This window comes from Streptomyces sp. NPDC002793, from assembly GCF_040295485.1.
Classification (GTDB): Bacteria; Actinomycetota; Actinomycetes; order Streptomycetales; family Streptomycetaceae; genus Streptomyces.
This window is the reverse complement of sequence record NZ_JBEOVL010000031.1, coordinates 1-18384: the sequence shown is the minus strand read 5'-3', so window position 1 is coordinate 18384 and position 18384 is coordinate 1. Positions and strand designations below refer to the sequence as shown.

The 18384-nt window shown below is 69.6% G+C and carries 19 protein-coding genes; 6 read left to right on the top strand and 13 right to left on the bottom strand.

Features of this window, described 5'->3' with window-relative positions; genetic code table 11:
- Positions 1–61 precede the first annotated feature (61 nt).
- The 3 genes from ABT001_RS25920 to ABT001_RS25910 are packed head-to-tail and all read left to right on the top strand — an operon-like array spanning position 62 to position 2617.
- Positions 62–1006, top strand: a complete 945-nt coding sequence (locus ABT001_RS25920) for a sortase (RefSeq protein ID WP_351281938.1) — start codon at positions 62–64, stop codon at positions 1004–1006.
- Positions 1007–1025: 19 nt separating this feature from the next.
- On the top strand, positions 1026–1856 hold the full coding sequence (pstB, locus tag ABT001_RS25915; RefSeq protein ID WP_351281935.1) for a phosphate ABC transporter ATP-binding protein PstB: 831 nt from the start codon (positions 1026–1028) through the stop codon (positions 1854–1856).
- A complete protein-coding gene (locus ABT001_RS25910; RefSeq protein WP_351281933.1) occupies positions 1853–2617 on the top strand; it encodes a sortase family protein in 765 nt (254 codons plus the stop codon). The genes pstB and ABT001_RS25910 overlap by 4 nt, the downstream gene beginning before the upstream one ends.
- Before the next feature lie 44 nt (positions 2618–2661).
- Here ABT001_RS25910 and ABT001_RS25905 read toward each other — a convergent pair whose 3' ends face one another.
- The 9 genes from ABT001_RS25905 to ABT001_RS25865 all read right to left on the bottom strand — a co-directional run bounded on the left by ABT001_RS25905 (position 2662) and on the right by ABT001_RS25865 (position 11392).
- Positions 2662–2790, bottom strand: coding sequence for a hypothetical protein (locus tag ABT001_RS25905; RefSeq protein WP_351281930.1), 129 nt, complete (start codon positions 2788–2790; stop codon positions 2662–2664).
- A gap of 87 nt (positions 2791–2877) precedes the next feature.
- The gene (locus ABT001_RS25900) at positions 2878–3582 is read right to left on the bottom strand and encodes a hypothetical protein (RefSeq protein WP_351281928.1); all 705 of its coding nucleotides are present in this window, start codon (positions 3580–3582) and stop codon (positions 2878–2880) included.
- The gene (locus ABT001_RS25895) at positions 3579–4010 is read right to left on the bottom strand and encodes a hypothetical protein (RefSeq protein WP_351281925.1); all 432 of its coding nucleotides are present in this window, start codon (positions 4008–4010) and stop codon (positions 3579–3581) included. Before ABT001_RS25895 ends, ABT001_RS25900 begins: the two co-directional genes overlap by 4 nt.
- Positions 3997–6360 (bottom strand): glycoside hydrolase domain-containing protein, encoded by a 2364-nt coding sequence (locus ABT001_RS25890; protein WP_351281922.1) that lies wholly within the window; start codon positions 6358–6360, stop codon positions 3997–3999. The genes ABT001_RS25895 and ABT001_RS25890 overlap by 14 nt, the downstream gene beginning before the upstream one ends.
- A gap of 342 nt (positions 6361–6702) precedes the next feature.
- The gene (locus ABT001_RS25885) at positions 6703–7203 is read right to left on the bottom strand and encodes a hypothetical protein (RefSeq protein ID WP_351281919.1); all 501 of its coding nucleotides are present in this window, start codon (positions 7201–7203) and stop codon (positions 6703–6705) included.
- Positions 7204–7871: 668 nt separating this feature from the next.
- Positions 7872–8054: a hypothetical protein gene (locus tag ABT001_RS25880; protein WP_351281917.1), complete on the bottom strand. Its 183-nt coding sequence runs from the start codon at positions 8052–8054 to the stop codon at positions 7872–7874.
- 168 nt (positions 8055–8222) lie between these two features.
- Complete coding sequence (locus ABT001_RS25875) at positions 8223–9863, bottom strand: phospho-sugar mutase (RefSeq protein ID WP_351281914.1); 1641 nt, start codon at positions 9861–9863, stop codon at positions 8223–8225.
- Between the two features lie 163 nt (positions 9864–10026).
- A complete protein-coding gene (locus ABT001_RS25870; protein WP_351281913.1) occupies positions 10027–10851 on the bottom strand; it encodes a purine-nucleoside phosphorylase in 825 nt (274 codons plus the stop codon).
- A 103-nt stretch (positions 10852–10954) separates the two neighbouring features.
- Positions 10955–11392 carry a gamma-glutamylcyclotransferase family protein gene (locus tag ABT001_RS25865; RefSeq protein ID WP_033297850.1) on the bottom strand — a complete coding sequence of 146 codons (438 nt, stop codon included), beginning with the start codon at positions 11390–11392 and terminating at the stop codon, positions 10955–10957.
- Positions 11393–11642: 250 nt separating this feature from the next.
- Here ABT001_RS25865 and ABT001_RS25860 point away from each other — a divergent pair, with 250 nt between their 5' ends.
- Positions 11643–13082, top strand: coding sequence for an NAD(P)H-quinone dehydrogenase (locus ABT001_RS25860; RefSeq protein ID WP_351281908.1), 1440 nt, complete (start codon positions 11643–11645; stop codon positions 13080–13082).
- A 123-nt stretch (positions 13083–13205) separates the two neighbouring features.
- Positions 13206–14177 (top strand): DeoR/GlpR family DNA-binding transcription regulator, encoded by a 972-nt coding sequence (locus ABT001_RS25855; RefSeq protein WP_351281905.1) that lies wholly within the window; start codon positions 13206–13208, stop codon positions 14175–14177.
- Positions 14178–14235: 58 nt separating this feature from the next.
- On the opposite strand, the gene ABT001_RS25850 is transcribed toward ABT001_RS25855, so the two are convergent.
- Positions 14236–14829 carry a TetR/AcrR family transcriptional regulator gene (locus ABT001_RS25850; protein ID WP_502967521.1) on the bottom strand — a complete coding sequence of 198 codons (594 nt, stop codon included), beginning with the start codon at positions 14827–14829 and terminating at the stop codon, positions 14236–14238.
- Positions 14830–14920: 91 nt separating this feature from the next.
- Entirely contained in the window at positions 14921–16675 is a 1755-nt protein-coding gene (locus ABT001_RS25845; RefSeq protein WP_351281902.1) for an acetyl/propionyl/methylcrotonyl-CoA carboxylase subunit alpha, read from the bottom strand.
- A gap of 383 nt (positions 16676–17058) precedes the next feature.
- On the opposite strand from ABT001_RS25845, the gene ABT001_RS25840 reads away from it, so the two are divergent.
- Positions 17059–17484, top strand: a complete 426-nt coding sequence (locus ABT001_RS25840; RefSeq protein ID WP_351281899.1) for a hypothetical protein — start codon at positions 17059–17061, stop codon at positions 17482–17484.
- 6 nt (positions 17485–17490) lie between these two features.
- On the opposite strand, the gene ABT001_RS25835 is transcribed toward ABT001_RS25840, so the two are convergent.
- Together ABT001_RS25835 and mmpB are read right to left on the bottom strand one after the other, a co-directional pair.
- Positions 17491–18105 carry a nucleoside triphosphate pyrophosphatase gene (locus ABT001_RS25835; RefSeq protein ID WP_351281897.1) on the bottom strand — a complete coding sequence of 205 codons (615 nt, stop codon included), beginning with the start codon at positions 18103–18105 and terminating at the stop codon, positions 17491–17493.
- Between the two features lie 28 nt (positions 18106–18133).
- The gene (gene mmpB / locus ABT001_RS25830) at positions 18134–18262 is read right to left on the bottom strand and encodes a morphogenic membrane protein MmpB (RefSeq protein ID WP_099174806.1); all 129 of its coding nucleotides are present in this window, start codon (positions 18260–18262) and stop codon (positions 18134–18136) included.
- Positions 18263–18384 lie beyond the last annotated feature (122 nt).

Below are 18384 nucleotides of genomic sequence, written 5' to 3'. Positions count from 1 at the left end.
CACCCCGGGAGCCCGGCCCCACCCCGTGCCCCACCCACGAGCAGTCAGGAGCGCAGCGACCGTGACCGTCCTGAGCCCGCCCCAGCCCGCCCCCGAGGCGCGGGCGAAGGCCCCCGACCCCGGACCACCGGCGACGAAGGTCCCCGTGCCCCCACCCGCACGCCCCGGCCTCGCCCTGGCCGGGGCAGCGCTGTGCGTGCTCGCGGCGGTGCTGCTCGGCTTCGCCGCGAACCTCACCCTCTTCGGCCACCTCCAGCACTCCCGCGACCAGCAGACCGCCTACGACGAGCTGCGCAAGCAGTTCGCGCTGGGAACCGCCCCGGTGGGCCAGCGCACCTTCGACAACGAGCAGCTGGCGATGGGCGCACCCGTCGCACTCCTGCGCATCCCCGCGCTCGGCCTGCGCGAGGTCGTCGGCGAGGGCACCACGTCCGAGGTGCTGATGTCGGGCCCCGGCCACCGCCGTGACACCCCGCTCCCCGGCCAGTCCGGCACCTCCGTGATCATGGGCCGTCAGTGGGGGTACGGCAGCCCCTTCCAGGCCCTGCACAAGCTCCCCGCCGGCGCGGAGATCCAGATCACCACCGGCCAGACCAAGGCCGTCTACCGGGTCACCGGCGTCCGCCACCCCGGGGACGAGCTGCCCGAGCGGCGCGCCGAAGGCCAGGGCCGCCTCACGCTGATGACCGCCACCGGAGGCCCGTACACCCCCTCCGACCTCCTGCGCGTCGACGCCGAACTGACCACGCCCGTGCAGCCCAACCCTCCCCGCGAGATGCGCCCCGGCTGGATCAGCCCCGCCGAGGAGCCCCTGGCCGGGGAGAGCGGTGCCTGGCTCGCCGTCTTCCTCTGGGCACAGGCCCTGCTCGCCGCCGCCCTGCTCGCCACCTGGGCCCTGCGGGTCCGGGGGAGGTGGCAGACCTGGATCACCGCCGTCCCCGTACTCGGCGCCCTCGGCGTCGCCCTCGCCGGTGCCGCCACCCGGCTCCTGCCCAACCTGCTCTGAACGAGGAGTACCCCACCCCATGACCGACACCGTCGCGCAGCCCCGGACGCCCGTACGGCCCACGGCCCTGTCCGCCCCCGCCTCGCTCGAAGCCGAGGCGATATCCGCCTGGTTCGGCGACCACAAGGTCCTCGACCGGGTCTCGCTCACCATGCCCGCCCGCCAGGTCACCGCCCTCATCGGCCCGTCCGGCTGCGGCAAGTCGACGTTCCTGCGCATCCTCAACCGGATGCACGAGCTGATCGGCTCCGCCTCCCTCGCGGGCCGGGTCCTCCTGGACGGCCAGGACATCTACGACCGGGGCCGCCGCCTCACCCACGCCCGCCGCGAGATCGGCATGGTCTTCCAGAAGCCCAACCCCTTCCCCGCGATGTCCCTGTACGACAACGTCCTGGCCGGCCTGAAGCTGAACGGCGTCAAGGCGTCCAAGGACGGCCGCGACGACCTCGTCGAGGAGTGCCTCACCAAGGCCGGCCTCTGGAAGGAGGTCAAGGACCGGCTCCGCCAGCCAGGCGGCGCGCTCTCCGGCGGCCAGCAGCAACGCCTCTGCATCGCCCGCTCACTGGCCGTACGCCCCCGGGTGCTGCTGATGGACGAGCCGTGCTCCGCGCTCGACCCGACCTCCACCCGGCGCATCGAGGAGACCATCCACGACCTCAAGGACGAGGTCACCATCGTCATCGTCACGCACAACATGCAGCAGGCCGCCCGTGTCTCCGACGGCTGCGCCTTCTTCCTCGCGGAACAGGGAACCCCTGGCGTCATCGTCGAACACGGGCCGACCGACGACATGTTCAACGCGCCCCAGGACCCCCGGACCTCCGACTACGTCAACGGCCGCTTCGGATGACGCCCCGGCGGTCCGCCGCGCACGCCGCCACGGCCCTGCTGCTCGCGCTCGTCGCGGCCTGCGGCACCGGGTGTGGACCCGGGGGAGCGGAGGCGGGGCAGGCAGCCGCACCGCCCTCCGCCCGGCCGGGCCCGTCCGGCGCACCGACGGGCCCACCGACCCCCACGACCGCGCCCCCGCCCTCCTCCGCACCGCCCGCGTCCCCGGCGACCGCGTCCACCGCCCCGCGGCCGCCGGTCCCGGCCACCGAGATCACCGGCCCCGACCTCTCCCGTACGGACGGCTCACCCCGCCCGCCGGGCCGCGCGACCCCGAGCGGCACAGCACCCACGGACGACCCGGCGCGGACCACGGCGCCCGGGGCCCCGGCCACACCGGAGGCTGCCCGCTCCAGGTCGACCACCCTGCGCATCGGTGAGTGGTCCGCGCGAGTCGTCCGAGGAGGACAGGAGGAGGTGGACGCCTGCCAGGACGCCGTGCAGTGGGCAGGCCCGTCCTTCGGCGGCGAGAACGGCTACGCGATGCGCACCATCGTCGTCGTCGGCCACGACCACTGCGGCTTCCAGCAGTTCGCGACGCTCCCCGTCGGCACGGTCGTCACCGTCGAGACACCGAGCGAAACCCTGCGCTACCGCGTCTACACCCAGTACCTCACCCCGGGCCGCGGCGCCCTCGCCCACGGCCTGTACTGGGGTGACCTGACGCTCCAGTCGTGCGTGGGCCAGGACACCGGGTTCACGTATCTGACGCGTACGGCATAGGCGGTCGTCGAGGCGCTGCCGCTCCCGGCCGGGCCGACCACACCTCAGCGAGGGACTCCGCGCGGTTCCGCCTTCTGCCCGGCGGAGGTGGTGATCTCGCCGCTGCCGTCGAGGGTGCAGTCACGCGAGCGGCGGTTGTCGAGACGCAGCCACGCCGACGACAAACCGGGCATCACACGACACCCAGAGCAACCGAAACGGCCCGCCGAAGAAACCGACGGGCCGTCACGAAAGATCGAGACCAAGACCTCACGCAGTGTTCAGCGTGTGTTCCGTGCCGCTCGAGAGCGAGAGATCCGAGACGGCGTGAAAGCGTCGATGCAGCCCGCGCCCTTTCCGGGGCGGCTGTTCCAGTTGTCGACGCGGTCAGCCATCGCTTCAAGGCGCCGATCCCCTGGGGGAGTGGCTATATGGAAGTGGGACTGCTTGAGCGGGTCGCGCTCTCCGCCCCACGCTACGACTTCGCCCACGTCGGCAAGGATGTCCTCCACCACAGTCACCGCAAGCTCACTCATGCCGTTGGCGGCCGTACCGCCCAGCGGGTAGAGCATCGGCTGGATCGCTACGGCTGTCCCCGACAGGTAATTCGATTCGAAAGCCGCCCCCACTGTACGGTCGGTGGTGTGCCCTGCCAGCTCCTCGGGCCGGAGCATGTCGATCTCGTAGACGTAGCGGCGGACTACGTACAGCAGCACGGTCGCAGCGGGGCCCGTCGCGAGGCCGACGGTGAGCTTCGACGCTCCCTGCACCTGGTATGTGGTGGTCTCAGTCAGAACATCCCAGCCGTTTTCGGATTTCCGCCCGATCCATTCCTTGCCTTCTGGTAGCTCTGCCTGCTCGGCCTTCGGCAGCGGCTTCGGCCGGGCAGAAGCCTGCGCCGGTCCTCCGGTGGTGGCGAGAGCGAGGCCGGCAGCGGTAGCCGCGCCTGCTCCGAGCAAACGCCTACGGCTGGTTGTACCGCTCATGAGGAGACCAGCTCCTTTCTGTGGGAAATCGCGTAAACGATTCGGAACAGAGCAAGGACAAGAGCGCTGACGGTGAGGACAGCGAGTACGACGATCGTGGGGTTCACCCATGCGGGCACCAGGCTGACGTGTTCGTTGCATGCGTTGGCCAACGGGAAGTAGGAGGTGCCGTCCGATCCCGTGCGGTCACGCCACGCCTGGTCGTAGTCGGTGTGATGGTTGAGCTCGCAGGTCTCCCGAACGTCCAGACCTCCCGCGAAGACGCCGAACCCCCATACAGCGACCGTGCAGCCGCCGGCGATCAGAGCGACACCGACGAGCACCGTGAGCCGCTCGTACCATCGTGGTCCGACACCGTGGCGCAGCATCAGCAGCCCTGCCGAGATGGCCGGGGCGAGGGCGTGAGAAGGAACATCAGGACTCGGCACCGGCCCTTGCGACGATCGTGTCGGCGAACCCCTGGCAGAAGTTCTGCAGCTTGTCGAACCCGCCAGGAAGGTTCGCCAGTACTGTCGGCGACTGCGCCCCCGTTGCCAGGATCAGCGCGGTGCGCGCCACGTTGTACGTTTCGTTCTCCATCGTCAGGGCGTTGTACGCCTGGTCCCTGCAGTCTGCTGCGGTGAAGAACCGCTTGTTGAAATACTGGGTGAACCGGGTGAGGTGGCCGCCGCCGTTGCCGTAGTGCTCCCGCACGATCTGGTTGATCGGAGTCCCGGCGGCGCAGGCCCTGGCAATCAGGTAGCCGTCGGCGTCTTCGAGTAGGTCCTTGAAGGAGAATGAAGAGGATACGCCCGGCTTGGCGAGCTTTGCGTCGCAGTACGCCTTGCCCGATGCGTACTGCTGCTCGTCGTTGCGCCAGTTGGCATAGAAGGTCATGAGGTCGCCGGCCCACCCGGCGATGTCCCCGGCGTTCACGGACTTGTTGTTCGTGGGCTGGGTGAAGAGTAGGTGGCCGTTGGCGGTGGCCAGCAAGTGCTCGGGGCCCATTTCGTAACCCGAGGAAGGGTCGATGAACTCCTCCTTCACTTTGTGGCCCTTGCTATTGGCGTAGGCGACCCAGTCCCGGTCGTAAGGGCCGATCAGGATGCCCCAGTTCAAACCGCCGTAATCTTCGTGGCGGACGTACTCCATCACCAACTGGGATGCGCTGCGGTGGGTGGAGTGGGCGGCCTTGTAGTCCTGAGCGGTGGCATAAAGCTGGTCGATATAGGATATGAAGTCCGCCGCGGGGGAGGCAACGCCGGCCAGGGAGGACACGCCGGGGTCTCCGCCGTCTTCGCGCGGCCGCCACACGGTGTTGTCCAGGTCGATTTTTCCTCCGGCTCCGCCGATCTCGATGCCGGAGATCTCCTTGATCTGGTTCAGCGACCAGTTCGCCGGGAGAGGGAAGCCGAGGTTCCCGGAGAAGCCCCAGGACATGCCTGAGACGAACGAATACCGAGCGTAGGTCTTGTTGGTGGCGTTGATACACACGTTTCTCGACCCGTACACGCCATGGACGTACTTCTTGCCGCGATCTGCGAGGCCGGCGACCACGCCGTTAAAATATTTTACGATGTAGTCCATCTGGTCCTGGGTGGCATCGTAGTCGACCGCGAAGTAGATGACCGACCCACGTGGGATGCCGAACGTCGTCGCCTTCTCGTGAGCTATCAGGGCGTGCTGGAAACCGGTGGTGTACTGGTACTCGGTCACGTCCCGGCCGTGAACCTGCATAATCGGGAAGAATCTCAAGCCGGCATCGAGGATGACTTCGAGCTCGCCGGGCTTGATCTCCTTCTCGTAATTGGGGTCCGAACTGTACAGATACCGGCCGACGATCTGGTAGTCGTGGTTCTTCAGCCACGCGGCGCGGTCGGCATTGATGACGAACCGAGTGTCGGAGCCGAACACCTTGCGGTCGGGATTCCCCATGGAAACGAGCAGTTGACACCAGGTGTCGTAGTCGCCATTTCCGGAATCCGGTAGGTAGGAGAAGCTCTGGAACAACTTCACGTACCTGGTGATGTCCGCGTCGAAGGTGGAGGTGAAGTTGGTGCGTTCTGCGTACTCCCCGACCGGCACTGGTTCATTGAACACGCATGCGGCGGTGAACAGTCGCACCATGATGCCGGTGGCGCCCTGGGCGAGCGTGTGGTTTTTCAGTGCTGCCTGGGTACCGGGCCCGAAGTTTCCATTCGGTGACGCGATGCCCATCTCGTATTGGAGGGCGATCACCAGGGATTTCTGTACATCTCGCGAATAGAGGCCGTCACACGGCCCGATCGAGTAGGCAGACTTTTCCCAGTACAGGCCGTTCAGCCATTGCTGAATCCCGCGGATCTTGTCGGTACCGCCAGCGACCACGACATAGGCATCCATGGTGAGAAGGGCTTTGAAAACCTTGGCCTGCACCATGCGGTTCCATCCCTCCTGACCCTCTTGCCATATGCCCATGTTTTTCTTCATGGACTCTACTGCGTCGGCGTTGAACGTATCCCCGGCCTCGCCCCAGTAGCCCTTGCAGAACAAGCCGTAGCGAACGATGTAGGGAATGTTCTTGTTGGGCTGGTTCTCTCCGTCAGTGATGCCTTTGAGTGCCTCGAGCTTACTCATCGTCGTCGCTCCGAAAGAGGCGACGACAGGACTGATTCCCAGCTCGTGCTGTAGGCCCATGATCAGTGAGTTCATGGTGGCCCAGCTGGTCTGACCGTTTTCTGGGCACTTCACGTACCCGGACACGCCGGCATAGGTGGCATTGACCCACTTCTGACCCTCGAGGACCTTCGCATCAGCCACGAGAACCCGCCTTCCCTAACGTTGAGTGAAATAATGATCGCTCGTCACCATGGTCGACATGGTGAGCCGCTCAGCACGTGCCAGTGGGAGGACCTGGCGCTACTTCGGCAATACAGAATTGATGACTTGTACCGAGTCGGCCCGGTTGTCGACGCCGACTGCGGCTCTGATGTTGCGATCCGAGTCGGCGGTGTCGGCTGTGTTGCGGGCGACATTGATTCCGAGCGCGCTACGAGTGGCCCGTGTCTCGGTGTTCGCCGAGCGAGACAACCTTCGCTGTTCGAGCATCCGGTGGGCGGCGCGACAGTGAGTTGCGCCCGCCGGGAATTGCGGGACAGCCCTTTAGTTGCAGGCGCCTATGTGGAGGTAGTTGTCGACTACCACCGTGCTTCCGGCCTTCATGTAGGAGTAGGCCTGGCCGCAGTAGCCCTTGTTCTGGTAGACGGGTCCCGCGTAGGAGCTGTACGTTCCGAAGTCCTCGACATCAGGCGTGGAGGTGTAGTTGTCCTTCAGGCGGATGCCCATGGACCGCGCGACGCCGGTGTCGTTGAAGAACACAGCACAGATCGGCTTGTCGTTGTAGCTGTCACCTGTTGTCTTGCCGTTGGTCCAGGCGTAGGTGGTGCCGTGAGTGCTGTAGCGGACGGCCGAGACGGAGATGGTGTAGCCGGATCCGCACACATTGGCAGCAGCCGCAGCGACCTTCGGGTCGGACGCGATGACCTGCCGAGTTTCGTCCGATGCCTGCTCGGCGACGTGGACGCCCTTGACGTCGACGGTTGCGATCGACGTGTTGCCCTTCGGCTCGGCCTGGTCGGCCGCCGACGCGGCGGGGCCAGTCATTGTCGCAGCCAACACGAGGGCGCAAATGCCCGAATAACGCACAATCGTCTTCATTGTGTCCCCTTGGGGCAGTCGGGTAACCCTGATGTGGTGAGGGTTTCGCTTCAAGTGCAGCGCAAGCAGGCTTGTCGGTTCCGTGGCCGTTGAAGGGGCGATGTGCCATGAGTTATGGGTGTGTGGACATGGGGCATTGCCACTGGCGCACGGGTGGGGACCTCGAAACCTTCACGAATCTTGCGAACGAAGGTCACAAGTTATGGGCGAGGTGTCAGCAAGTCTGTGATCCATTGCACACGGTGCGCGTGGTCGCGAGATTTTGGCTCGAACTGCTCAGTGGTCACACGCTGTTGGGAAGGCGGTGCCTCCGTGGAGGGGGCGCGGTGGCTGTGGGGCAGGTGAGCCGGTGGTCGTGTGTGCAGGCTTGGCATTCCGGGTGAATGGGATCAGGCTCGGTGCGGTGCGACAGGTGAGGCCCCGTTTCCCGCGCCGGCGATATTGGCCGGAAGATGCCCCTGTGGAGCTCATGACGCGATCATGGTCAGGCCCTCCCCTTGACGTGACGTGCGGTGAGCTTGTGTGGGAGATGGAGGGCGCGATCCCGACCGGGGCGGAGGTCTGGATGACGGCGTCGAGGTCGAAGTAGCTCTCGTCCGGCAGGCGCTGAGTACTCAGTAGTGGCCGGGTGTTCCCGGAGAGTCGATACCCACGGTCATGACGCCGGCGGGCGGAGATGTGCGCGCGGTGAGCGGGATCGACATTCCCGCGAACCCGGTTCGGGGCGAAGCGCAGTACAGCGCGTGGCAGGCGTCCGGGCCGCCGAAGCCGTCCCGTACCAGGGTGCCGACCGTCACCGGTGCGACGGTGTCGAGTGTGTCGACGCCGACTGAGGAGAAGGTCAGGCCGCCCTGCCCGCGTCGGCGTCATCCGCTTCCGCCTGCATCAGACACGGCGCGGGCACCCGGAGACGGTCTCCAGGCGTCTTCGCCAGGTCGGCGTCGGAGCCCTGGTCCAAGACCGCGTCAGATGCCGGCGGCCGCCGCCAGGTCCCGCTTGATGCCCGCCAGTAGTTCCGCGGCCTTCGTCCGGGCCGTGGGCAGTCCGTCCGCCGCGGCGACCGGGACCACGACCTCCAGGTAGCACTTCAGCTTCGGCTCGGTGCCGCTCGGGCGGACGATCACCCGGGCGCCCGTCAGGTGGTAGCGCAGGCCGTCCGTGGGCGGCAGGGACTCCGTGCCCTGTGAGAGGTCCTCCGCCGAGGTGACGGGGAGCCCCGCCAGGGTGGTCGGAGGCGTCTCGCGCAGGCGCCGCATGGCGTTCGCGATGACCGTCAGGTCCTCGACCCGGACCGACAGCTGGTCCGTGGCGTGCAGACCGTGTGCGACCGCGAGGTCGTCGAGCAGGTCGAGGAGGGTGCGGCCCTTCTCCTTGAGTACGGAGGCGAGTTCGGCGATCAGCAGCGCGGCCGTGATGCCGTCCTTGTCGCGGACGCCCTCAGGGTCCACGCAGTACCCCAGCGCCTCCTCGTAGCCGTAGCGCAGGCCGTCGACGCGGGCGATCCACTTGAAGCCCGTCAGCGTCTCCTCGTGGCCCAGCCCCGCCTTCTCGGCGATCCGGCCCAGCAGGGACGACGACACGATCGACGCGGCGAACACGCCGCTGACGCCCCGGTCCACCAGGTGGGCGGCGAGCAGTGCGCCGACCTCGTCGCCGCGCAGCATCCGCCAGCCGCCCTCGGCCGAGGGGTCCGGCACGGCGACGGCGCAGCGGTCGGCGTCCGGGTCGTTGGCGATGACGAGGTCCGGGCGGGCCCGGCGCGCGGTGGCGAACGCGAGATCCATCGCACCGGGCTCTTCCGGGTTGGGGAAGGCGACGGTGGGGAACGCGGGGTCGGGCTCCGCCTGTTCGGCGACGAGTACGGGATCGGGGAAGCCGGCCCGGGCGAAGGCGGCCGTGAGGACGGAGGTGCCGACGCCGTGCATGGCGGTGTACACGGTGCGCGCGGTCCGGGGGGAGCCGGGGCTGAGGACCGCGTCCGTACGGGCGAGGTAGGCGGCCAGGACCTCGTCGCCGAGGGTCTGCCAGCCGGACTCCGGGCGCGGTACGCCGGCGAGCGGGCCGACCGCCGCGATCGCGGCGGCGATCTCCGTGTCGGCCGGGGGCACGATCTGTGAGCCGTCGCCGAGGTAGACCTTGTAGCCGTTGTCGCGCGGCGGGTTGTGGCTGGCCGTGACCTCCACGCCCGCGACGGCCCCCAGGTGCCGTATGGCGTACGCGAGGACGGGGGTCGGCAGCGGGCGGGGGAGCACGGCTGCCCGCAGGCCCGCGCCGGTCATCACGGCTGCGGTGTCGCGGGCGAAGTCGGCCGACCTGTAGCGGGCGTCGTAGCCGATGACGACGAGGCCGCCGGTCCGGCCCTGCGCCTTCAGGTAGGCCGCCAGTCCGGCCGCCGCGCGGATGACGACGGAGCGGTTCATCCGCATCGGCCCGGCGCCGATCTCCCCGCGCAGACCCGCCGTGCCGAACTGGAGGGTGCCCGCGAAGCGGTTCTCCAGCTCGGCGAGGTTCCCGGCGTCGATGAGCTCGGCGAGCTCCGCGCGGGTCTCGGGGTCCGGGTCCTCGGCGAGCCAGGTCCTGGCCTGCGTGATGAGGTCCTGCTGCACGGTGGCCGCCTTTCTGCGGGTGCGGGTGCGGGTGCGGGTCGGTGGGGCCGGGGTGGGCCGTCGCGCGGGGCTGCCGGGGGCTCTGCCCCCGGACGCCCGCGCCTCGAACGCCGGTGGGGCTGAACATCGGCCTACCGGGCCGAGCACGCCGGGTCGGTGGTGCTCAGATCCGGTCCAGGACCCGGGCCAGCAGTGCGCCCATCCGGGTCGCCGAGTCGCGGCCGGCCTGGAGGACCTCCTCGTGGTTGAGCGGCTCGCCGCTCAGGCCCGCCGCGAGGTTCGTGACCAGGGAGATGCCCAGCACCTCCGCGCCCGCCTCGCGCGCCGCGATGGCCTCCAGGACGGTGGACATGCCGACGAGGTCGCCGCCCATGACGCGGACCATGTTGATCTCGGCCGGGGTCTCGTAGTGCGGGCCGGGGAACTGCACGTACACGCCCTCTTCGAGCGTCCCGTCGATCTCCTTGCACAGGGCGCGCAGACGCGGCGAGTACAGGTCGGTCAGGTCGATGAAGTTCGCGCCCACGATCGGCGACGTCGCCGTGAGGTTGATGTGATCGCTGATGAGGACCGGCTGGCCGGGGCGCATGCCTTCGCGCAGGCCTCCGCAGCCGTTCGTCAGGATGACCGTCCCGCAGCCCGCCGCGGCGGCCGTACGGACCCCGTGCGCGACAGCGGCGACCCCGCGGCCCTCGTAGTGGTGCGTGCGGCCCAGGAAGACCAGAACGCGCTTCTCGCCGATCCTGTACGAGCGGACCGTGCCGCCGTGGCCCTCGACGGCCGGGGCCGGGAAGCCGGGCAGTTCGGTGACCGGGAACTCGGCCTCCGGAACGCCGAGCGCATCGCCGGCGGGGGCCCACCCGGAGCCCATCACGAGAGCGACGTCGTGGGTCTCGGCGCCGGTCAGCTCGCGCAGGCGGGCGGCGGCGTCGGCGGCGGCGACGTACGGGTCGCCCTGGATGTGGTCCGGAATAACAGATGCGTTCACGCGGACGAGGGTAACCGCTGAATCCCTACGCGCGTAGATGCGACCCCGGAGAGCGTGGCCGGTCGTGTTCGTACTTTCCTACGGAAGCAGCCCGGACCCCGGCTCAGCAGGGGCGCTTGCGGAGGTTCATCACGTAGTCGTGAGGTGCGCCCGCGGACTCGGCGGCGTCCGCCACCTCGCCCAGGTAGCGGGCCGAGGGCAGCCCGCCCTCGTAGCCGTTGAGCACGTACATCCAGGCCGGTTCCTCGCCGTCCAGCGTGTGCACCCGCACCCGCATGCGCCGGTAGATGTCGAGGCCGACGCCCTCCCAGCGGTCCATGGAGTCCTCGTCCATCGGAGCCAGGTCGTACAACGCGACGAAAACCTGCGACCGGGGAGCCTCCACCACCGTGGCCAGCGCGCCCTCCCAGCCCATCTGCTCCCCGCCGAACGTCAGCCGCCAGCCGTTGAGCCAGCCCGTGCCGCGCAACGGGGAGTGCGGTGCGCGGCGCGTCATCAGCCGCGCGTCGAGGTTGCCGGCGTACGCGGCGTAGAGCGACATGGGGTCGAGGGTACGGGAGGTGGCGGCGGGCGTGGCGGTTCCGGCGAGGAAGGTCCCCGGTCGTGGGGGTGTGGGAAGGCCGGCCGCCCGGCCCCGGCCCGGGCCGTTCCCGTATGGAGGGCCCCGGGGCGAAGCGGCTCGGCGGGTGCGGGACAATGAATTACGTACTGCATACGCCGGGGCGATCCCCCGGACCCCCGGCCGGGGCGGCAGACGGCCGTGGGATGACACCACGCGAGGCGGACTTTTCGTGACCCGGATCGTGATCATCGGCGGCGGCCCCGGCGGCTATGAAGCGGCACTGGTCGGCGCCCAGCTCGGCGCGGAGGTGACCGTCGTCGACTGCGACGGCCTCGGCGGCGCGTCGGTCCTCACCGACTGCGTGCCCTCCAAGACCCTGATCGCGACGGCCGAGGTGATGACCACCTTCGACTCCTCCTACGAGGAACTCGGCATCATCGTCGCGGACGACACCCCGCACGTCGAGCAGGCCGCCCGGGTCGTCGGGGTCGACCTCGGCAAGGTCAACCGACGCGTCAAGCGCCTCGCGCTCGCCCAGTCGCACGACATCACCGCCTCCGTCACCCGCGCGGGTGCCAGGGTCATGCGTGGCCGCGGCCGGCTGGAGGGCCTCCAGGCCGCCGACGGCTCCCGCCAGGTCGTGGTGACCGTCGCGGACGGCACCGAGGAGCGGCTCACGGCCGACGCCGTGCTGATCGCCACCGGTGGCCACCCCCGGGAGATCCCGGACGCCCTGCCCGACGGTGAGCGCATCCTGAACTGGACCCAGGTCTACGACCTGGACGAGCTCCCCGAGGAGCTCATCGTGGTCGGCTCCGGTGTCACCGGCGCCGAGTTCGCCGGTGCCTACCAGGCGCTCGGCTCGCGCGTGACCCTCGTCTCCTCCCGTGACCGGGTGCTCCCCGGTGAGGACCCGGACGCGGCCGCCGTCCTGGAGGACGTCTTCCGGCGCCGCGGCATGAACGTCATGGCCCGCTCCCGCGCCCAGTCCGCCAAGCGCGTCGGGGACCGGGTCGAGGTCACGCTGGCCGACGGCCGCGTCATCTCCGGCACGCACTGCCTGATGGCGGTCGGCGCGATCCCCAACACCGCGGGCATGGGCCTGGAGGAGTCCGGGGTGCAGCTCAAGGAGTCCGGGCACATCCGGACCGACCGGGTCTCCCGCACCAGCGCCCCCGGTGTGTACGCGGCCGGAGACGTCACCGGGGTCTTCGCCCTGGCCTCCGTCGCGGCGATGCAGGGCCGGATCGCGATGTACCACTTCCTCGGCGACGCGGTGGCCCCGCTGAATCTGAAGACGGTCTCCGCGAACGTCTTCACCGACCCCGAGATCGCCACCGTCGGTTACAGCCAGAGCGACGTCGACTCCGGCAGGATCGACGCCCGTGTCGTGAAGCTGCCGCTGCTGCGCAACCCGCGCGCCAAGATGCAGGGCATCCGGGACGGCTTCGTCAAGATCCTCTGCCGGCCCGGGACCGGCATCGTGGTCGGCGGCTGTGTCGTCGCGCCGCGTGCCAGCGAGCTCATTCACCCGATCTCGCTCGCCGTCGACAACAACCTGACGGTGGAGCAGATCGCCAACGCGTTCACCGTGTACCCGTCGCTGTCCGGCTCGATCGCGGAAGTGGCCCGGCAGTTGCACACCCGTAAGACGGCTGACGAGGCGTAGCACCGACGGTTCAGTACGACGACAGGGCCCTCTATATCACTAGGGGGCCCTAGCTGTGCGCAACTTCCCTTATTCGGCGCAAACTGCTGAAAAGCAACCGGTGACCAGGTTACTGTCAGTTCCGTGTTCGCTGCAGAACGTCGTCAATTGATCCTCGAAATGGTGCGTGCCAACGGGGCGGTATCGCTCCGTGAGCTCGCCCGCGTCGTCCAGACCTCCGAAGTGACCGTACGGCGGGACGTGCGGGCTCTGGAGGCAGAAGGACTCCTCGACCGCCGGCACGGCGGTGCGGTCTTGCCGGGCGGTTTCACGCGGGAGTCCGGCTTTCCGCAGAAATCCCATCTCGCCACCGCGGAGAAGACGGCCATCGCCGACCTGGCGGCCGGGCTGGTCGGTGAGGGCGAGGCCATCGTGGTCGGCGCGGGGACGACCACACAGGAGCTGGCCCGCCGGCTCGCACGGGTTCCGGGTCTGACCGTGGTCACCAACTCGCTGCTGGTCGCCCAGGCGTTGGCCCATGCCAACCGGGTCGAAGTGGTGATGACGGGCGGCACCCTGCGCGGGAGCAACTACGCACTCGTCGGCAGTGGTGCCGAGCAGTCCCTCCAGGGGCTGCGGGTGAGCCGGGCCTTCCTCTCCGGGAGCGGGCTGACCGCGGAGCGCGGACTGTCCACTTCCAACATGCTCTCCGCGAGCGTGGACCGGGCGCTGGTGCAGGCCGCTGCCGAGGTGGTGGTCCTGGCGGACCACACGAAGCTCGGTTCGGACACGATGTTCCAGACGGTGCCCACGGAGCTGATCACCCGTCTGGTGACGGACGAGCCGCCGCCCCACGACGAGCGGGCGGCGACGGAACTGCAGGCCCTGGCCGACCAAGGGGTGGAGATCAGTGTCACGGGGTCCGGCGCGGATGCCGGGGCCGGTGACGCCCTGCCGCCCGGACGGCAGGCCAGGCAGGAGATGCCGTTGCCGGGCCAGCGCCGCACCCAGGGCGGCCACGGCGGCGGGCCGGGAGGGATCGGCCCACAGCTGAGGAGCGCCGCCGCGCTGGCTGACGGGACGGTGGGGCGGGTCGCGGACCTGCGACGCCGATAGGCGTGCGCAGCGCCCGCGCGGAGCCGGTCGGGGGTGCCGGTCAGGGAGCCCCGGTCCCTCAGGTGGCGGGCCCGGCCTGCACGCCGCGCAGCGTCAGCCGCAGCAGGCGGTCGGCCAGGGCGGGATCGGCCGGGGTCTGCTCCGCGGCCAGCGCGATCGCGTTCGTCAGCTGCAGCAGGTCGTCGATCGAGACGTCCGCCCGCACCGAGCCGCTCGACTGCGCTCGTGTCAGCAGTCGCGCACCCGCCTGACGCAGCGGCACATGACATGAGGTCAGCGCCGAAGTCTCGTCCCCGCACGCCGACATGAGCGCCTGCGCCAGCCCGCGGTACTCACCCGCATGAGTGACGATCGCCCCCAGCCACTCCACCAGTGCGGTACACGGCTGTTCGGCCTGGGCCAGCTCGCGGGAGCGGGCGAGCAGGGCGGTGAGGGCCTCCTGGAACACCGCGTTCATCAGGGCCTGGCGGTTCGGGAAGTGCCGGTAGAGCGTGCCGATGCCCACGCCGGCCCGCCGGGCGATGTCCTCCAGGGAGGCGTCCGTGCCCTGTGCGGCGAACGCCGTGCGGGCCTCGCCGACCAGCCGGTCGTAGTTGCGGCGCGCGTCGGCGCGCATCGGCCGGGCCGGTGTCAGTGCCGTGCTCATCGCCATCGCCCTGTCCTCCTGATGTCCGTTCCGGTTCCCAGGATGCCACTGGGGGCCCGGCTGGCGCCGGGCCCCCAGTGCGGGAAGGGACGGGTGCTCAGTCCTTGATCTCGCAGATCGCGGCACCGGACGACACCGAGGTGCCGACCTCTGCCGCCAGGCCCTTGACGGTGCCGGAGCGGTGGGCGTTGAGCGGCTGTTCCATCTTCATGGCTTCGAGGACGACGATGAGGTCGCCTTCCTTGACCTCCTGGCCCTCCTCGACCGCGATCTTGACGATCGTGCCCTGCATGGGCGAGGCGAGGGTGTCGCCGGATGCGGCGGAGCCGCTCTTCTTCGCCGCGCGGCGCTTCGGCTTCGCGCCGGCCGCCAGGCCCGTGCGGGCCAGGCTCATGCCGAGCGAGGAGGGCAGCGAGACCTCCAGGCGCTTGCCGCCGACCTCGACGACGACGGTCTCGCGGCCGGACTCCTCGTCGGCCTCCGTGTCCGCGGGTGCCGCGAACGGCTTGATCTCGTTGACGAACTCCGTCTCGATCCACCGGGTGTGGATCCGGAACGGGTCCTCGGTGAACGCCGGATCGGCCACGACCGCGCGGTGGAACGGGATGGCGGTCGCCATGCCCTCGACCTGGAACTCGGCGAGCGCACGCGCGGCGCGCTGGAGGGCCTGCTCACGGGTCGCACCGGTCACGATCAGCTTGGCGAGCAGCGAGTCCCACGCCGGGCCGATGACACTGCCGGACTCGACACCCGCGTCGAGACGGACACCGGGGCCGGTCGGCGGGGCGAAGAGGGTGACGGTGCCGGGGGCGGGCAGGAAGCCCCGGCCCGGGTCCTCGCCGTTGATCCGGAACTCGAAGGAGTGCCCGCGCACGGCCGGGTCGCCGTAGCCGAGCTCCTCACCGTCGGCGATGCGGAACATCTCGCGGACGAGGTCGAGTCCGGTGACCTCCTCGGTGACCGGGTGCTCGACCTGGAGACGGGTGTTGACCTCCAGGAAGGAGATCGTGCCGTCCACGCCGACGAGGAACTCGACCGTGCCGGCGCCGACGTAGCCGGCCTCCTTCAGGATCGCCTTCGACGCGGCGTACAGCTCCGCGTTCTGGGCCTCGGACAGGAACGGTGCGGGGGCTTCCTCGACCAGCTTCTGGTGCCGGCGCTGCAGCGAGCAGTCACGGGTGGACACGACCACGACGTTGCCGTGGGTGTCGGCCAGGCACTGGGTCTCCACGTGCCGGGGCTTGTCGAGGTAGCGCTCCACGAAGCACTCGCCACGGCCGAACGCCGCCACGGCCTCACGGACCGCCGAGTCGTACAGCTCGGGGATCTCCTCCAGCGTGCGGGCCACCTTCAGCCCGCGCCCGCCACCGCCGAAGGCCGCCTTGATGGCGATCGGCAGACCGTTCTTCTCGGCGAACTCCACGACCTCGGCCGACCCCGACACCGGGTCCGGCGTGCCGGCCACCAGCGGGGCACCCGCGCGCTGCGCGATGTGCCGGGCGGCGACCTTGTCACCGAGGTCGCGGATCGCCTGCGGCGGCGGCCCGATCCACGTCAGACCGGCGTCGAGCACGGCCTGGGCGAACTCCGCGTTCTCCGACAGGAAGCCGTAGCCGGGGTGGATCGCGTCCGCCCCCGAGTCCTTCGCGGCCTGGAGCACCTTGGCCATGTCGAGGTAGCTGGCGGCCGGAGTGTCACCGCCCAGAGCGAACGCCTCGTCTGCCGCGCGCACATGCAGGGCATCCCGGTCCGGATCGGCGTAGACGGCTACGCTCCCGATTCCGGCATCCCGGCAAGCCCGAGCAACACGGACAGCGATTTCGCCACGGTTGGCGATGAGCACCTTGCGCACGATGACTCCCTCCTTGAGAACAAGCTGAGTTTAGGGACTACCGACACGGCCGTACGACCCGTCCCCAATAGTGAACTTGCCCACACGGAGTGTGATCCGAGGCTTGCTCGAGTCGCGAAATCCCTTGTCGCACCACGGTACGTCGGGTTCCTCAACCGCACAGTAGCCACGAAGTGTGGCCCAAGTCTCTGTTCGGACGGTCAACGCCGCGCGGCGTTTCTTTGTGGAGTCCCTACGAACGGTCGAGGGAATCTTTGCCGCGCAGTGAGGGCGGCTCCGTCCGGGCGCAACCCCTTGTCCCCCCTGTTACCCCTTAGTAGGGTCCGCGTTGCTCGCATGTACTACAGGTAACAGGGGGTGGCGCCGTGGTGGTGCGCAGACCGATGGCCTTCGTGACCGCGGTCGTTCTGTTGGTGGAAGCCGTGGGCATCGTCGTCGTGAACGGCGTCCTCGCGACGGTCGCCGGGAACCAGAGCATGTCCCTGGCCGGGCTGGATCCGGACGCCATGGTCACCGGTACGTGGGTGATGGGCGCCGTGTCAGGGGTCCTGCTGGTGCTCTGCGCCCTGATCCCGCTGTTGGCCGGCATACGCGACCGCGCCCCCGGCCGTTTCGCCAGGATCGCCCTCATCGGGTGCGCGGTCGTCCACGGGGTGCTGGGCGCGGTGGCGGTGGGGTTGCTCGGCTGGACGGCCTTCGCGTTCCTGATGGTCGTCCTGGCCCTGATCGTGCTGACTCTCGTGGCGTACGACCCGCGTGAACCGGAAGCGGGGGAGGCCGTCGCCGAACAGGCGCCGACGCCGGTGTGACCGTGCTCAGCGGACCCACAAGTCGGTGACGGAGAGGCCCAGTTCGCCGAGGAGCCGGCGCAGCAGCGGCAGTGAGAGCCCGATGACGTTGCCGTGGCTGCCCTCGATCGACTCGACGAACGGCGCCGAGCGGCCGTCCAGGGTGAACGCCCCCGCGACGTGCAGCGGCTCCCCCGAGGCGACGTAGGCCGCCACCTCGGCGTCCGTCGGCTCGCCGAACCTGACGACGGTGGATGCCGTCGCCGACGCCGTACGGCCGGTGGCCGTGTCGATGACGCTGTGCCCCGTCTGCAGGATGCCCGACCGGCCGCGCATGGACTTCCAGCGGGCGGTGGCCTCCTCGCTGTCCGCGGGCTTGCCGAGCGCCTCGCCGTCCAGCTCCAGCACGGAGTCGCAGCCGATGACGAGCGCGCCCGCGGCCTCGGGGCGGGCCGCCACCGCGGCGGCCTTCGCCTCCGCCAGGACGAGCGCCAGCTCACCCGGGGTCGGCGCGGTGAGCGCGTCCTCGTCCACACCGCTGACGATCACCTCGGGGGCGAAACCCGCCTGGCGCAGCAGACCGAGACGGGCGGGGGAGGCGGAGGCGAGCACGAGGCGGCGCTGAGCAGTCATACCGCCCATCGTAGGGCGGGTCGGGACGCGGAAACCCTCAGCGGGTGCCCAGGACGAACATCGCCACGACCATGGCCAGCGCGAGCAGCAGCCCCGCGCGACGCATCATGTCCTGGGCGTCGCGCAGTTCCTTCGGCGGCTTGTTCTCGGGGTCGGACCACAGCATGCTCCGATGGTGCTCCGGAGACGGCCGCGGGGGGGGGGTTAGCGGTAAGAAGGGCCGCGCGGCGGGGGCGAACGGGGGGCACGAAGGGACCGCCCCCCCGCCGGGGGGAGGGGTGGAGAAAA